Origin of the sequence: Klebsiella sp. G-Nf4 (assembly GCF_002810615.1) — a bacterium.
GTDB lineage: Bacteria > Pseudomonadota > Gammaproteobacteria > Enterobacterales > Enterobacteriaceae > Klebsiella > Klebsiella variicola.
The window spans coordinates 224,823-240,309 of sequence record NZ_PION01000003.1 but is presented as its reverse complement, the minus strand read 5'-3'; the positions used below and the strand labels follow the sequence as shown (position 1 = coordinate 240,309).

Below are 15,487 nucleotides of genomic sequence, written 5' to 3'. Positions count from 1 at the left end.
CCCGTTCGGCCCGCCAGGTGCATCGCCTGCTGACTACAGCACGGCTTCCATCACCCACACGCTCACGCTACCCCCGTTGCAGGTAAAGATCGCGCTACCCTCAGCGTCGGTTTCGACAATCTCTTCCCGGTTGCCGAGAAAATCCCGCCAGCGTTTATTGCCATAGTTCTCGCCCAGCGTCAGGGTCTTTTCTCCCTCATCACCATTGGACATCACTACCACGCAGCCGGGATCCTCGTCGGTGCCGCTTCGGCTGAAGGCAATACAGTTGGGGTGATCGAACCACAGCGTTTGCACGCCGTGAGCAAAGCGCTGACGGGCGTCGATCAGTTCATGCAGTTGTTCGATAACGGGCATCTCAATGGCGTAAGTTTGTCCATCGCCGCCGGTATCTTCATAGGATGCGCCGAAAAGATCGGCATAAAAGACCGACGGCACGCCATTTTCACGCAGCAGGATCAGCGCATAGGCAAGGGGCTTGAACCAGGGTTCAACCGGCGCCTCAAGGGCCTGCAGCGGCTGCGTATCATGGTTTGTCACCAGCGTCACAGCGTGAAAAGGGTCGGCTTCCACCAGCGTGCCGCTGAAGATCTGGCTCATGTCATAGTCGCGTCCCTGGCGCGAGGCTTCATGAAATTTCATCTGCAGCGGGGCATCGAACAGCATCGTCTTGCCCTCGACCAGGTCGATATACTGCTGGAGCTTTTCCACCTCATGGGACCAGTACTCCGCGACAATAAACAGCGGCTGCGGCGCTACCTCCTGGACGTGCTCGATCCACACTTTGTAAAACCAGGCGGGGATATGCTTCACGGCGTCAAGACGAAAACCATCGCAGCCGGTCTGCTCCATGACCCAGCGCGCCCAGTATTTGATCTCCTCGGTAACGGCGTGATTACGAAAATCAATGTTGGCACCCATCAGGTAGTCGAAGTTGCCAAGCTCATCGTCGACCTGCTCGTTCCAGCCTTCGCCGGTGTAATCGTTGACGATTTTAAACACGCCATCTTCCGTCGGGTTCTCAATGTGGTCGATGCCGCTAAAGCATTTATAGTCCCAGACAAATTGCGAATACTGCCCGGCTCGCACCGGAAAGGTATAGCGAGTCCATGCCTCGCATTCAATGATCTCCTCGGCAATCTGGGTGCGATCCTGCTCATCGACGCGCTGCACCTGCAGGGTTTCTTTTTCATCGGCGCCCATTTTGTGGTTCACCACCACATCCAGCAGCACGGCGATATCATGCTCTTTCAGAGCCTTCATCGCCGCCAGCAGCTGCGCTTTATCGCCATATTTGGTGGCGACTGAGCCCTTTTGATCAAACTCACCAAGGTCGAAGAGATCGTAGGTGTCATAGCCGACGGAATAACCGCCCGAGGCGCCTTTATAGGCGGGCGGCAACCAGACCATATTGATGCCGATTTCATTCAGACTGGGGGCCAGCGCTTCGACTTCACGCCACAATTCGCCGCCGGCGGGGTAGTACCAGTGAAAACATTGCAACAAAGTGGGGTTTTTCATCTTCCATGCTCCAGACGTCAACAGGCTGACCTTTGCAGTATGGGAGATATCCCGCAAAACGGGTGAGGAAAGCCCTGATTTTCGCTATACCCTAATCGGGATCATATATAATAAATTGGCATAAGATGTAGCGTAACGATGTTGGTGTCAGGCGGTTAAGCGCCTTACACTACAGGAAAATCCTAACCTTCGGGGTATCTATGAAATTAGCACTTCTGGGTCGTCAGGCGCTGATGGGCGCGATGGCCGTTGTTTTGATGGCTGGCGTTAGCGTGAAAACTTTTGCAGCGGAAAACCTGCTCAATCAGGTTAAAGAGCGCGGTACCCTGCGTGTGGGCCTCGAAGGCACCTATCCTCCTTTTAGCTTCCAGGGTGATGACGGCAAGCTGACCGGATTTGAAGTGGAGTTTGCCAACGAGCTGGCGAAACATCTTGGTGTGAAAGCCGATCTCAAACCGACCAAATGGGACGGTATGCTGGCTTCGCTGGACTCCAAACGCATCGACGTGGTGATTAACCAGGTCACTATCTCCGATGAGCGTAAGAAGAAATACGATTTCTCAACCCCGTACACCATCTCTGGCGTGCAGGCGCTGGTGAAGAAAGGTAACGAAGGCGCGATTAAAACCGCGGCGGATCTGAAAGGCAAGAAAGTCGGCGTCGGACTGGGCACTAACTATGAAGAGTGGCTGCGTCAGAACGTCCAAGGCGTTGATGTCCGCACCTATGATGATGACCCGACGAAATACCAGGATCTGCGCGTAGGCCGTATTGACGCCATTCTGGTTGATCGTCTGGCCGCGCTGGATCTGGTGAAGAAAACCAACAACACGCTGGCAGTAACCGGTGATGCGTTCTCCCGTCAGGAGGCTGGCGTGGCGCTGCGCAAAGGCAACGACGATCTGCTGAAAGCGGTAGACGCCGCGATTGCGGATATGCAGAAAGATGGCTCCCTGAAGGCGTTGTCAGAGAAATGGTTTGGCGCTGACGTGACGAAATAACGGTCAGTGGTGAAAAAAGGCGCTCCTGGAAGCGCCTTTTTTTATTTAGCGCGTAACTGTGTGCATAATGAAGCATAACTGAGTCAGGAGGGGCCATGTCACTGCAAAATTTAACCCGCTTTCCGCGTCTGGAATTAATTGGCGCACCGACGCCGCTGGAGTATCTGCCGCGTTTGTCCGATCACCTTGGGCGCGAGATTTTTATCAAACGCGATGATACAACGCCGCTGGCGATGGGGGGCAACAAACTGCGCAAGCTGGAGTTTCTCGCCGCCGATGCGCTGCGCGAAGGGGCGGATACCTTAATCACCGCCGGCGCGATCCAGTCCAACCATGTGCGTCAGACGGCGGCGGTCGCCGCGAAACTGGGGCTGCACTGCGTGGCGCTACTGGAAAACCCCATCGGCACTCGGGCGGAGAACTATCTGAGCAATGGCAACCGCCTGCTGCTGGATCTGTTTAACACCCAGGTTGAGATGTGCGATGCCCTTTCCAATCCTGCCGCTCAGCTCGACGAGCTGGCGACCCGCATCGAGGCGCAGGGATATCGCCCCTACGTCATCCCGGTCGGCGGATCCAATGCGCTTGGGGCGTTAGGCTATGTGGAAAGCGCGCTGGAAATTGCCCAGCAGTGCGAAGGCGCGGTGGAGATCTCATCGGTGGTGGTGGCTTCCGGCAGCGCCGGTACGCATGCCGGGCTGGCTGTGGGGCTCGAACAGTTGATGCCGCAGGCGGAACTGATTGGGGTGACGGTATCGCGCTCTGTAGCTGACCAGCTGCCAAAAGTGGTGGCGCTGCAGCAGGCCGTGGCCAATAGCCTCGAGCTGCAGGCGAAAGCGGACATCACCCTGTGGGATGATTACTTTGCCCCAGGCTACGGTACGCCGAACGAGGAAGGCATGGCCGCCGTGAAGCTACTGGCGGAGCTGGAAGGTATTTTGCTCGATCCGGTCTATACCGGCAAAGCGATGGCCGGGCTTATCGACGGCATTACGCAGAAGCGTTTTAAGGATGAAGGACCGATTTTGTTCGTCCATACCGGCGGGGCGCCGGCGCTGTTTGCCTATCATCCTCACCTCTAATACAGAAACGACAGCATGCAAGAAAGTATCCAACTGGTCATCGATTCCGCTCCTTTTCTGCTCAAAGGGGCCGTCTTTACGCTGCAGCTGAGCATTGGCGGGATGTTTTTCGGCCTGGTGCTGGGCTTTATCCTGGCGCTGATGCGCATGTCGCCCCTCTGGCCGGTAAAATGGCTGGCGCGCATGTATATCTCCATTTTTCGCGGCACGCCGCTTATCGCCCAGCTGTTTATGATCTACTACGGCTTGCCGCAGTTTGGCATCGAGCTTGACCCGATTCCGGCGGCGATGATCGGCCTGTCGCTCAATACGGCGGCCTACGCGGCGGAAACCCTGCGCGCGGCCATCGCCTCGATCGACAAAGGGCAATGGGAAGCGGCGGCCAGTATCGGCATGACGCCGTGGCAGACAATGCGCCGGGCCATCTTACCCCAGGCGGCACGGGTCGCTTTGCCGCCGCTGTCCAACAGTTTTATCAGCCTGGTAAAAGATACCTCGCTGGCAGCGACGATCCAGGTGCCAGAGCTGTTCCGTCAGGCGCAGCTTATCACCTCCCGAACCCTGGAGGTCTTCACCATGTATCTGGCGGCCTCTCTGATCTACTGGGTGATGGCGACCGTCCTCTCCTCGCTGCAGAACTATTTTGAAAACCAGCTGAACCGCCAGGAGCGTGATCCGAAATGAGTGCGATAGAAGTGAAAAGCCTGGTGAAGAAATTCCATGGCCAGACGGTGCTCCACGGTATCGACCTGGAGGTACAGAAAGGGGAAGTGGTGGCGATCATCGGCCCCAGCGGCTCGGGTAAAACCACTCTGTTGCGCAGCATCAACCTGCTGGAGCAACCGGAGAGCGGCACCATCCGCGTTGGCGATGTGACCATCGACGCCGGTCGCAGCCTGGGGTCACAGAAAGGACTCATCCGCCGGCTACGCCAGCATGTTGGCTTTGTCTTCCAGAACTTTAATCTGTTTCCCCACCGTACGGTGCTGGAGAATATTATTGAGGGGCCGGTCATCGTAAAAGGTGAAGATAAGCAGGAGTCGATTGTGCGGGCGCGCGATCTGCTGGCGAAAGTGGGGCTCAGCGGTAAAGAGAATAGCTATCCGCGTCGCCTCTCCGGCGGTCAACAGCAGCGGGTGGCTATTGCTCGCGCGCTGGCCATGCGTCCGGACGTGATCCTGTTTGATGAACCGACCTCAGCCCTCGATCCTGAGCTGGTGGGGGAGGTGCTCAACACCATCCGGCAACTGGCGCAGGAGAAACGCACCATGGTTATTGTAACCCATGAGATGAGTTTCGCTCGCGACGTTGCCGATCGGGCCATCTTTATGGATCAAGGGCGCATTGTCGAGCAGGGAGAGGCAAAAGCATTGTTCGCCTCCCCGCAGCAGCCGCGCACTCGCCAGTTCCTCGAAAAATTTCTGATGCAGTAAACCATGTGCTGGCGCGGCGGCTTTCCCGGGGGAGGGCCGCCGCGTACAGCCTGTCTTCCCTGCGGCGCGTCACGCTCGTCGTCACCTCTTTGTGCGATTTCTCCCGGTGGCCGTATACACCGCTTCCCATCCCCCCTTTGTAGGGTGTAGAAAATGACAAGAGAGTGGGCACGAGGTTCTGCGCTGAGAACGGGAAAAAGGCAAGCCTTCAGACTAATAAATGCGACGGCGACAATATTTTATACATATAAATAAGATTTATGTGTTAGTTTTCTGTATTTATAATAATGATTATCAATCAGGAGTTATTTGCACAGCTATGAGGGACAATGATTTTTTCAGCTGGCGGCGGGATATGCTGCATCAATTTCAGTCCGTGGCTGCTGGTGAGGAGGTTTATAATCTCCTGCAACGAGAAACCGAAGCGCTGGAATATGATTACTACACGCTTTGTGTACGCCATCCGGTGCCTTTCACTCGCCCCCGCGTCACCTTCCAGTCGACCTATCCCCGCGCATGGATGTCGCACTACCAGGCCGAGAACTATTTCGCGATAGATCCGGTATTACGCCCGGAGAATTTTATGCGTGGTCATCTGCCATGGGAGGATGGGTTGTTTCGCGATGCGGCGGCATTATGGGACGGCGCCCGCGATCATGGTCTGAAAAAAGGGGTGACCCAGTGTCTGACCTTGCCCAACCATGCGCAGGGTTTTCTCTCCGTCTCCGCGAATAACCGTTTGCCGGACGCTTATCCTGAAGATGAACTGGAGATGCGCCTGCGCATGCTGACAGAGCTAAGCTTGTTGACGCTCCTGCGTCTGGAAGATGAGATGGTGATGCCGCCGGAAATGAAGTTCAGCCGCCGTGAACTGGAAATTCTGAAATGGACCGCGGAAGGGAAGACCTCGGCGGAGGTGGCGATGATTCTTTCTATTTCGGAAAATACGGTGAATTTCCACCAGAAGAATATGCAACGGAAATTCAATGCGCCGAACAAAACGCAGATAGCCTGTTACGCGGTGGCGACAGGGTTAATCTGAGAGCGCCTGTCGTTCTGCGTGCCAGACGTGACACCGGCTGTCAGGGATACTTTCAGCCGGCACAGGATTATTGACGGTAAGCTTGTTTAATTTGCTTAACGGTGCTGGAGAATACGGCGGCCTGAGCCTCATCTTCCATCTGCGCGATCTGCTTTTCCATTTTAATAATCACGCGACCCGCATCCGCCTGGCCCATCGCCTGCAGCATCAGCGTTATCAGCGCTTTCATGCAGGAGACTTCCTGCGCCAGTTCTTGATTATTTTCTGCAGTGGAAAAATCTGGTGTGCTCATCGATATCCTCGTTTACTCGCTGCGCTAATGCGCCTTACCCAATGTGAAGGCCGCGCAGTATACCACAAGCGGCGGAAAAAAAAGGAGTGCTTAATTTCTGTTCTCTCATCTGAGCTGTGAATGATTCCGTGCTTCGGATAATACGTAATAGCCGCCAGACTGCCATTAATTTATTCCATATATTTAGCACGTTAATATTTGTTACATATTTTGCCTCCTATTTATGCGCTACGTAATCTGTTGTGTTTTTTGTGCTTTCTGTATGAGGATTGTTAAAAAATAAGACCATGGCAACTGACTGTTCTCAATGACTTTCCACTGTGTGTGCACAGACATTGCCATAAATGAGAGTCAAATCGAGGCGAGGGCATTTTTTTGCCTTTTAAATTAGCAATAAAACCCGGTAATATGTGGGAGATAAAGTATCAGTAGCGTTATCCCTCATTCTGGAGATTATTCCTTTGATCAACGTTCTTCTTGTTGATGACCACGAACTGGTGCGCGCAGGGATACGACGCATTCTGGAAGATATAAAAGGGATTAAAGTCGCTGGCGAAGCCTGTTGCGGCGAGGACGCCGTGAAGTGGTGCCGGGCTAATTCCGCAGATGTCGTCCTGATGGACATGAACATGCCCGGGATCGGTGGTCTTGAAGCCACGCGCAAAATCGCGCGCTCCGTGGCGGGCACGAAAGTGATCATGCTCACCGTGCATACCGAGAATCCTCTACCTGCCAAGGTCATGCAGGCGGGGGCGGCGGGCTATCTCAGTAAGGGGGCAGCGCCGCAGGAAGTGGTAAATGCGATCCGTTGCGTGGCGTCCGGACAACGTTACATTGCTTCCGATATTGCTCAGCAAATGGCGCTAAGTCAGATTGAACCGGAAAAAACGGAATCGCCGTTTGCCAGTTTGTCTGAACGCGAATTGCAGATTATGCTGATGATCACCAAAGGTCAGAAGGTGAATGAGATCTCAGAGCAGCTCAATCTGAGTCCCAAAACGGTTAACAGCTATCGCTACCGAATGTTCAGCAAATTAAACATTCATGGCGATGTGGAGCTGACCCACCTGGCAATTCGCCATGGCCTGTGTAATGCGGAGTCGTTAGCAAGCCAGTGAGTGATGTTTTTGACGCAAAAGCTTTCCTGAAAACGGTGACCAGCCAGCCCGGTGTGTATCGGATGTATGATGCTGGCGGGACCGTCATCTATGTTGGCAAAGCCAAAGATCTGAAAAAGCGGCTCAGCAGCTATTTCCGCAGCAATCTCGCGTCGCGTAAAACCGAAGCGCTGGTGGCGCTGATTGCGCAGATTGACGTGACCGTCACCCACACCGAGACGGAAGCGCTGCTGCTGGAGCACAACTATATCAAGCTGTACCAGCCGCGTTACAACGTGCTGTTGCGCGATGATAAGTCTTATCCTTTTATTTTCCTCAGCGGTGATACTCATCCACGTCTGGCGATGCATCGCGGCGCCAAACATGCGAAAGGCGAGTACTTTGGTCCTTTCCCCAACGGCTATGCCGTGCGGGAGACCCTGGCGCTGCTGCAGAAAATTTTCCCTGTTCGCCAGTGTGAAAATAGCGTCTATCGCAACCGCTCGCGTCCCTGCCTGCAGTATCAGATTGGCCGCTGTCTGGGGCCGTGCGTGGCGGGGCTGGTCAGCGAAGAAGAGTATGCTCAGCAGGTTGAATATGTACGGCTGTTCCTTGCCGGCAAGGACGATCAGGTCCTGACCCAGCTCATCGCCAGAATGGAGAAAGCGAGCCAAAGTCTGGAGTTTGAAGAGGCCGCGCGCATTCGCGACCAGATTCAGGCCGTGCGCCGGGTGACGGAGAAACAGTTTGTTTCTAACACCGGCGACGATCTCGACGTTATCGGCGTCGCCTTTGAGTCCGGAATGGCCTGCGTCCATGTGCTGTTTATCCGCCAGGGCAAAGTGCTGGGCAGCCGGAGCTACTTCCCGAAAGTCCCGGGCGGCACTGAGCTGGGAGAGGTCGTGGAGACGTTTGTCGGTCAGTTCTACCTGCAGGGTAGCCAGATGCGCACCCTGCCGGGCGAGATTTTGCTCGACTTCAACCTCGGCGATAAGACGCTGCTGGCCGATTCGCTGTCGGAGCTGGCGGGGCGCCGAATCAATGTGCAGACTAAACCGCGCGGCGACCGGGCGCGTTACCTTAAGCTGGCGCGCACCAATGCCGCGACGGCGTTAACCACCAAGTTATCTCAGCAGTCGACCATTCATCAGCGTCTGCAGGCGCTGGCCACCGTGCTGGAGCTGCCGGCCGTGAAGCGGATGGAGTGCTTTGATATCAGCCACACTATGGGCGAGCAGACGGTGGCGTCCTGCGTGGTGTTTGACAGCAATGGCCCACTGCGTGCGGAGTACCGACGCTACAATATCACCGGCATCACCCCTGGGGATGACTATGCGGCGATGAATCAGGTCCTGCGTCGACGCTATGGTAAAGTGATTGATGACAACAAAATTCCGGATGTGATCCTGATCGACGGCGGAAAGGGGCAGCTGGCACAGGCGAAAGCGGTGTTTGCCGAACTGGACGTTCCCTGGGATAAACATCATCCGCTGCTGCTGGGCGTGGCGAAAGGCAGCGATCGTAAAGCCGGCCTGGAAACGTTATTCTTTGAACCGGAAGGTGAGGGGTTTAGCCTGCCGCCGGATTCGCCCGCCCTGCACGTAATCCAGCACATCCGCGATGAATCGCACGATCATGCGATTTCCGGACATCGTAAAAAACGGGCGAAAGTGAAGAGCACCAGCTCGCTTGAGACTATCGAGGGAGTGGGGCCGAAGCGTCGCCAGATGCTGCTGAAGTATATGGGAGGGCTGCAGGGGCTGCAGCAGGCCAGCGTCGAGGAAATTGCCAAAGTACCGGGCATCTCTCACGGTCTGGCAGAAAAGATCTTCTACTCGTTGAAACATTAGGGGCTCTGTAGCAACATAGGGCTAATTTTTACTTACAACAGATAGTTACCCGTCACTATGCAATTTAATATCCCTACGTTGCTTACTCTGTTTCGCGTCATCCTGATCCCGTTCTTTGTGCTGGCGTTTTATCTCCCCTTTAGCTGGGCGCCGTTTGCCTGCGCGCTGATTTTCTTTGTCGCCGCCGTGACCGACTGGTTTGATGGTTTTCTGGCCCGTCGCTGGAATCAGAGCACCCGGTTTGGCGCCTTCCTGGATCCGGTGGCGGATAAAGTCATGGTGGCTATCGCCATGGTGCTGGTTGCCGAGCACTATCACACCTGGTGGGTCACGCTGCCGGCGGCGACTATGATTGCCCGTGAAATTATTATTTCGGCACTGCGCGAATGGATGGCTGAGCTGGGGAAACGCAGCAGCGTGGCGGTCTCGTGGATTGGCAAAGTCAAAACGACCGCACAGATGGCCGCCCTGGTATGGATGCTGTGGCGTCCTTATCCGTGGGTAGAGTGGGCCGGGATCGCGCTTTTCCTCGTGGCGGCGGTGCTGACGCTGTGGTCGATGCTGCAGTATCTGAACGCAGCGCGCGGCGATTTGCTTGATCAGTGATCGTTTCGCCGTTATTTTCAGCAAACGATGCAAAGTTGCGAAAAATACCGTTGACTCACCGCGAGAGATAAGTAGAATGCAACGCATCGAACGGCAGCACAGTCTTCCAGACGATAACAAAATCAAGTAATTAGCAAATAACTTGATAATGCGGGAATAGCTCAGTTGGTAGAGCACGACCTTGCCAAGGTCGGGGTCGCGAGTTCGAGTCTCGTTTCCCGCTCCAGATTATCAGCATCGGCAGTTGCGGGTGCTTCAGTATTAAAGGCGCGTTAGCAAAGCGGTTATGTAGCGGATTGCAAATCCGTCTAGTCCGGTTCGACTCCGGAACGCGCCTCCACTTTATATCCCGAGCCCGGATGGTGGAATCGGTAGACACAAGGGATTTAAAATCCCTCGGCGTTCGCGCTGTGTGGGTTCAAGTCCCACTCCGGGTACCATTGGGATAAAAGCAGAATAATCAAAGCAATAAGCAGTGTCGTGAAACCACCTACGGGTGGTTTTTTTGTTTCTATCCCTCCCTTTTCCTGACATCCTCGTAAGATAACCTTCTTCTACCCTTCAGATTAGGCCGTTCATTCAATCTTTCATTTGTCCCAGGACAAAACGATCTCTCCTTGCTACTATCAACCGGATTCGTATCCCAGCCTGCCGGAGGCATCATGTTCACAGGGCTTTGCGCATTTCCGCTGACGCCGCTGCATCAGCAGCATATTGATGAAAAGGCGTTTATCCGTATTCTCTCTCGTCTTACCGATACCGGCGTCGACTCGCTGGGCATCCTGGGCTCGACCGGCAGCTACGCTTATCTGAGTCGTGAGCAGCGCAAGCGGGTGGTGCAGGTGGCGAAAGCGCATGTTGGGTCGATCCCGATGATGGTCGGTGTCGGCGCCATCGCCACCAGCGAGGTGCTGCGCCTGGTGGAGGATGCCCAGCAGGCCGGGGCGGATGCGTTATTACTGCCGATGATGTCCTATCAGCCGCTTTCTGCGGAGGAGATCTTTGCCTTTTACGAAGAGGTCTGTCGGCACGTCTCGGTTCCGGTTTGCCTGTATGACAATCCCCGCACCACTCACGTCATGCTGGCGGATGAGCTGCAGGGGCGCATCGCCGCCTTGCCGGCCATCGCCTCGATTAAAATTCCCGGTTTGCCTGAGCCACAGGCGCGTGAACGGGTGGCAACGCTGCGCCGTCATCTTCCCGCCCGCGTTACGCTTGGCGCCAGCGGCGACGCCCTGGCGACGGCGGGATTGCAGGCCGGTTGCGAAGTCTGGTACTCGGTTTGCGGCGGGCTCTTTCCCCAACTTTCGGGGGCGCTGGTAAGGGCGATTCGTACTGGCGACGCGGCGCAGGTTGCGGCGCTGAATGCGCAGCTGACCCCGCTCTGGCGATGCTTTGACCGCTATGGCGGCAGCCTACGTGTAATTGCCAGCGCGGCGGCCATTCTGGGGCTGTGCGATCCTGACTGTCTTCCCCGGCCCTTGCTGCCGTTAGGGGAGGAGGCCATTCGCGACGTGGCGGCGGCGCTGCACGGCCTCGCCTGATGTGCATGGGCAGGCGGATTGCCGCGCCGGGTGGCTTTCTGTCGGCAATTCGGCTACTGTAGGCCCGATTTTTACCATGCGAGCCTGTGAATGAATACCGGACCTTTAAACGAAAACGAACTGGAATGGCTGGACGAAACGCTGGCGAAATACGCCACCGAAGGCGCTATTCTGGATGTGTCTGAACTGGATGGCCTGCTGACGGCTATTCTCTCAGCACCGACTGATATCGAACCAGCCCAGTGGCTGGTGGCCATCTGGGGCGGGGTGGACAATGTGCCGCGCTGGGCCAATGACCGCGAGCGCGATCGCTTTGTCGATCTGACGCTGCAGCATATGAGCGACATCGCCGAACGGCTGGAGTCCTATCCCGAACAGTTCGAACCGCTGTTTGGCACCCGCGAAGCGGAAGGTCAGGAACTGACGATCGTCGAAGAGTGGTGCTTTGGCTACCTGCGCGGCGTAGCGCTGAGCGACTGGTCGACGCTGCCCGCTGAGCTTCAGCCGGCACTGGACGCGATTGCACTCCACGGCAGCGAGGCGCAGTTTACCGCGCTGGATAATCTGACGGCGGATGAGTTTATCGACAGCATCGAGCATATCACGCCGGCGGCGCTGGCGCTTTACCAGTACTGGATGGCGAATCCGCAGCCGGTGGTGGTTCAGCAACCGGTCAGAAATGAGGCGAAGGTCGGACGCAACGATCCCTGCCCGTGCGGGAGCGGAAAAAAGTATAAGCAGTGCTGCTTAGCAAAATAAAACCAGGGGCCAGCCGGCCCCTTTTTTTATCCCACCGCAGGCAGCAGTCCGGCGACGATACTGAACTGAATCGCCACGATACCGATCCCGCACAGCAGAACCAGCCACAGCGCCGGCGCGCCGCCGACCACCCGCCAGGCAGCCTGCGGATGTTGTCGGCGGCTCTTCATTGCCAGCAGAGCAGGCAACATCAGGGCCAGCACGGCGAGCGCCACCCCGGCGTAGCCCAGGGCCATAACAAAACCGCGTGGATAGAACAGGGCGAACGCCACTGGCGGCAGGAAGGTGATTGCTCCACTCTGCAGACGCCCACTCACGCTGTTTTTGCGTTGAAACACATCGGCCAGATAATCAAACAAGCCGAGCGAGACGCCGAGGAATGAGGTCGCCAGCGCGAGGTCGGCAAACAGGTGTACGGCCAGCTCCACGTGTGGAGACGCCACCACTTCGCGGATCGCCTCCAGCAGTCCGTTCAGACCGGCGTTTTTGGCCAGCAGGGCGGTGAACGCGGGAGGGTTGATACTCCCCAGCGTCGCCAGCTGCCAGAAAATATAAGCCACCAGCGGAATAAAGCTGCCGATAATAAATACCCGGCGCAGTTTGCGGATATTGCCGCCAAGATAGCTGACTATGCTCGGCACGCTGCCGTGAAAGCCAAAGGAGGTAAAGATCACCGGAATGGCCGACAGCGCCAGGCCTTGCTCAACCGGCAGCGTCAACAAATTGACTTGATGAATATGCGGCATCAGTAGCGCCAGCATAATCACCAGAAAGATAATTTTGGCGCTAAACAGGAAGCGATTGAATAAGTCGACCAGCGAGGTACCGATGCACACCACCGCCCCGCCCAGCGCCGTAAATAACAGTACGCCGGCCGCCGGCGGCAGCTGCCAGTCCAGCCACTGGTTGAGGCTGGAAGCGAGCAATTCACCGGCGCCACTGATATAGGCCGCCGTGAGGGCATACAGCAGAAACAGCATGCAGAACCCGGTAATCCACTGCCCGTAGCGGCCCAGATAGCGTGCGGCCAGGGAACCGAGCCCCATGTCGGCAGGCACGTGCTGGTAGACTTCCAGCAACAACAGGGCGGTATAGCACATCAGTGCCCACAAGGTGAAAAGTAAACCCAGCGTGACGGTAAACCCGACGCCGGCGGCAGCCAATGGCATCGCCAACATTCCTGCACCGATAGTGGTGCCAGCTACGATTAAAATACTGCCCAGAGTGCGGTTTTTCACGCTTTTCGCTATCCCTACAGCAAATAACAATAAATTATGCCGCGCAGAGTAGGGGATATTACGGCATTCGTCAAATGAGGGTTACAAGGGGTGTAATGTAAACTTTACGAAGTTAAAGGGGGGAAAGCCTGCGCTGGCGCAAGGCGCCGATGGCATGGCTGGCCTAAGCTGGTGGTTTTCAGGAGGGGTTATGTCTTCTATTCATGGTCATGAAGTACTGCAGATGATGCTCGCCTCGGGTGAGTCCTGGACGGTCGCCTCGCTGGAGGCCGCCATTCGCCATCGCTTTGGCGAAGAGGCGCGGTTTCACACCTGTTCAGCAGCGAATCTAAGCGCCGCAGAGCTGGTGGCGTTTTTAGAGAAAAAAGGCAAATTTATTGCCAGAGAGGAAGGCTTTACTACCGCAGAAAATAAGATTTGCCGGCATTAAAAGGGCCGCGACATGGGGATGTCGCGGCACGGAAGATTAATTCTGTGTGTCGAGGGTCGCCAGTTCTTTATCGATAAAGTACAGACCTTCGCCACTTTTTCCAACGAGGGTCAGTTTATCAATCACCGATTTAAATAATTTCTCTTCTTCGTGCTGTTCAGCAACATACCACTGCAGGAAATTAAAGGTCGGGTAATCCTGACTGGTCATGGCGGCGTGCGCCAGTTCATTAATTTTTTGCGTGATCAACTGCTCGTGCTCATAGGTCTGGCGGAACAGCTCGTCCAGTGAGGCATATTCGGCAAACGGGGAGGCGATAGCGTTGATGCGCGGCAGGCTACCGGTGTCGGTCAGGTAGTCGAACAGGCGCTGCATATGGGTCATCTCTTCCTGGGCATGGCGACGCAGGAAGGCCGCAGCCCCTTCAAAACTGTGGTAACTGCACCAGGCGCTCATCTGCTGATAAAGAAGAGAAGAATAAAGTTCAAGATTCATCTGTTCATTCAGTTTGTCGATCATTTCCGTTTTCAGCATTGTCGCGCTCCTGGAATTAAAAATAGATGTTATAGGATGCCACTATAATTTGTTATTTAATTATTTGCAAAAAGTAAATTTAAAAATGTTTTATTTAAAATGCTAATGGGAATAACACGCATTGGCAGTTTAATAATAAATGAGAATGGTTTTAATTTATTATTAATCGTATTGGAAAATCAAATGACCTTCCAACTGGCTGACGAAGTTCAAACCGCGAGGTGGGGTTGCTTGCCTGGGGGCGTGGACCTGGCGACTGGACCGGCGGAGAGGGCGAAAGTGTGAAGCGCTGCGTAATTTTTAAAACAACTTTTCATAAAATTTGAAAGTTTGTTTTTCAGGTAGTAGAGTGCAGTCAACGCCAATGACATTCTGCGGGCAGGCCCGCACAGCATTCAGGAGAGTAAACCATGAAGATTGCACTGATGATGGAGAACAGCCAGGCGAACAAAAACGCCATCATCCTTAAGGAGCTTAACGCCGTTGCCGATGAAAAAGGATTCCCGGTGTACAACGTCGGTATGAGCGATGAGCACGATCATCATCTGACCTACATTCACCTCGGGATCATGGCCAGCATCCTGCTGAATTCGAAAGCGGTCGACTTCGTGGTCACCGGCTGCGGTACCGGTCAGGGAGCGCTGATGTCGCTGAATATTCACCCGGGCGTGGTCTGCGGCTACTGTATCGATCCGGCGGACGCGTTCCTGTTTGCTCAGATCAACAATGGTAATGCGCTGTCGCTGCCGTTTGCCAAAGGTTTCGGCTGGGGCGCGGAGCTGAATGTACGCTTTATCTTTGAAAAAGCGTTTACCGGCCGCAACGGCGAAGGCTATCCGCCGGAGCGCAAAGAGCCGCAGGTGCGAAATGCCGGGATCCTCAACCAGGTTAAAGCGGCAGTGGTAAAAGAAAACTATCTCGACACCCTGCGCGCCATCGATCCGGAGCTGGTGAAAACCGCGGTATCCGGCCCACGCTTCCAGCAGTGCTTCTTCGAAAACTGTCAGGATAAAGCCATCGAAGCCTTCGTTCGCCAGATCGTCGGTTAACCGTCATCA

General features: G+C 55.3%; 16 protein-coding genes, 3 tRNA genes and 1 pseudogene. 15 read left to right on the top strand and 5 right to left on the bottom strand.

Annotated features, from left to right (window positions below):
• Positions 1–33: 33 nt before the first annotated feature.
• On the bottom strand, positions 34–1,521 hold the full coding sequence (gene amyA / locus CWM57_RS09380) for an alpha-amylase (RefSeq protein ID WP_074385431.1): 1,488 nt from the start codon (positions 1,519–1,521) through the stop codon (positions 34–36).
• A 200-nt stretch (positions 1,522–1,721) separates the two neighbouring features.
• On the opposite strand from amyA, the gene tcyJ reads away from it, so the two are divergent.
• The 5 genes from tcyJ (at position 1,722) to sdiA (ending at position 6,079) form a co-directional block, all read left to right on the top strand.
• A complete protein-coding gene (gene tcyJ / locus CWM57_RS09375; RefSeq protein ID WP_061154041.1) occupies positions 1,722–2,522 on the top strand; it encodes a cystine ABC transporter substrate-binding protein in 801 nt (266 codons plus the stop codon).
• A gap of 95 nt (positions 2,523–2,617) precedes the next feature.
• Entirely contained in the window at positions 2,618–3,604 is a 987-nt protein-coding gene (gene dcyD / locus CWM57_RS09370) for a D-cysteine desulfhydrase (RefSeq protein ID WP_061154042.1), read from the top strand.
• 15 nt (positions 3,605–3,619) lie between these two features.
• The gene (gene tcyL, locus CWM57_RS09365) at positions 3,620–4,288 is read left to right on the top strand and encodes a cystine ABC transporter permease (protein ID WP_008804215.1); all 669 of its coding nucleotides are present in this window, start codon (positions 3,620–3,622) and stop codon (positions 4,286–4,288) included.
• A complete protein-coding gene (tcyN, locus tag CWM57_RS09360) occupies positions 4,285–5,037 on the top strand; it encodes an L-cystine ABC transporter ATP-binding protein TcyN (protein ID WP_100675376.1) in 753 nt (250 codons plus the stop codon). The genes tcyL and tcyN overlap by 4 nt, the downstream gene beginning before the upstream one ends.
• 319 nt (positions 5,038–5,356) lie before the next feature.
• On the top strand, positions 5,357–6,079 hold the full coding sequence (sdiA, locus tag CWM57_RS09355; RefSeq protein ID WP_074385434.1) for a transcriptional regulator SdiA: 723 nt from the start codon (positions 5,357–5,359) through the stop codon (positions 6,077–6,079).
• Between the two features lie 67 nt (positions 6,080–6,146).
• Here sdiA and CWM57_RS09350 read toward each other — a convergent pair whose 3' ends face one another.
• Positions 6,147–6,371, bottom strand: coding sequence for a DUF2594 family protein (locus tag CWM57_RS09350; protein WP_061154045.1), 225 nt, complete (start codon positions 6,369–6,371; stop codon positions 6,147–6,149).
• 461 nt (positions 6,372–6,832) lie between these two features.
• Here CWM57_RS09350 and uvrY point away from each other — a divergent pair, with 461 nt between their 5' ends.
• From uvrY to CWM57_RS09310, 8 genes are all read left to right on the top strand, one after another.
• Positions 6,833–7,489 carry a UvrY/SirA/GacA family response regulator transcription factor gene (gene uvrY, locus CWM57_RS09345; RefSeq protein WP_002911539.1) on the top strand — a complete coding sequence of 219 codons (657 nt, stop codon included), beginning with the start codon at positions 6,833–6,835 and terminating at the stop codon, positions 7,487–7,489.
• Complete coding sequence (uvrC, locus tag CWM57_RS09340; RefSeq protein WP_074385435.1) at positions 7,486–9,318, top strand: excinuclease ABC subunit UvrC; 1,833 nt, start codon at positions 7,486–7,488, stop codon at positions 9,316–9,318. Before uvrY ends, uvrC begins: the two co-directional genes overlap by 4 nt.
• A gap of 57 nt (positions 9,319–9,375) precedes the next feature.
• On the top strand, positions 9,376–9,924 hold the full coding sequence (gene pgsA, locus CWM57_RS09335) for a CDP-diacylglycerol--glycerol-3-phosphate 3-phosphatidyltransferase (protein WP_008804219.1): 549 nt from the start codon (positions 9,376–9,378) through the stop codon (positions 9,922–9,924).
• Between the two features lie 150 nt (positions 9,925–10,074).
• Positions 10,075–10,150, top strand: a tRNA-Gly gene (locus CWM57_RS09330).
• Positions 10,151–10,190: 40 nt separating this feature from the next.
• Positions 10,191–10,264, top strand: a tRNA-Cys gene (locus CWM57_RS09325).
• A gap of 13 nt (positions 10,265–10,277) precedes the next feature.
• Positions 10,278–10,364, top strand: a tRNA-Leu gene (locus CWM57_RS09320).
• A 222-nt stretch (positions 10,365–10,586) separates the two neighbouring features.
• Positions 10,587–11,468 (top strand): dihydrodipicolinate synthase family protein, encoded by an 882-nt coding sequence (locus tag CWM57_RS09315; RefSeq protein WP_100675377.1) that lies wholly within the window; start codon positions 10,587–10,589, stop codon positions 11,466–11,468.
• A 90-nt stretch (positions 11,469–11,558) separates the two neighbouring features.
• Complete coding sequence (locus CWM57_RS09310) at positions 11,559–12,227, top strand: YecA family protein (RefSeq protein WP_100675378.1); 669 nt, start codon at positions 11,559–11,561, stop codon at positions 12,225–12,227.
• 26 nt (positions 12,228–12,253) lie between these two features.
• Here the strand turns inward: CWM57_RS09310 and tyrP are convergent, their stop codons facing one another.
• On the bottom strand, positions 12,254–13,465 hold the full coding sequence (gene tyrP, locus CWM57_RS09305) for a tyrosine transporter TyrP (protein WP_074385438.1): 1,212 nt from the start codon (positions 13,463–13,465) through the stop codon (positions 12,254–12,256).
• 190 nt (positions 13,466–13,655) lie between these two features.
• Here tyrP and CWM57_RS09300 point away from each other — a divergent pair, with 190 nt between their 5' ends.
• The gene (locus CWM57_RS09300) at positions 13,656–13,895 is read left to right on the top strand and encodes a YecH family metal-binding protein (protein ID WP_061154075.1); all 240 of its coding nucleotides are present in this window, start codon (positions 13,656–13,658) and stop codon (positions 13,893–13,895) included.
• Positions 13,896–13,931: 36 nt separating this feature from the next.
• On the opposite strand, the gene ftnA is transcribed toward CWM57_RS09300, so the two are convergent.
• The gene (gene ftnA / locus CWM57_RS09295) at positions 13,932–14,429 is read right to left on the bottom strand and encodes a non-heme ferritin (protein ID WP_008804225.1); all 498 of its coding nucleotides are present in this window, start codon (positions 14,427–14,429) and stop codon (positions 13,932–13,934) included.
• A gap of 56 nt (positions 14,430–14,485) precedes the next feature.
• A pseudogene (locus tag CWM57_RS28150) lies at positions 14,486–14,596 on the bottom strand (hypothetical protein); the annotation flags it as partial.
• Positions 14,597–14,839: 243 nt separating this feature from the next.
• Here CWM57_RS28150 and CWM57_RS09285 point away from each other — a divergent pair.
• On the top strand, positions 14,840–15,478 hold the full coding sequence (locus CWM57_RS09285; RefSeq protein WP_061154076.1) for an RpiB/LacA/LacB family sugar-phosphate isomerase: 639 nt from the start codon (positions 14,840–14,842) through the stop codon (positions 15,476–15,478).
• Positions 15,479–15,487: the final 9 nt, after the last annotated feature.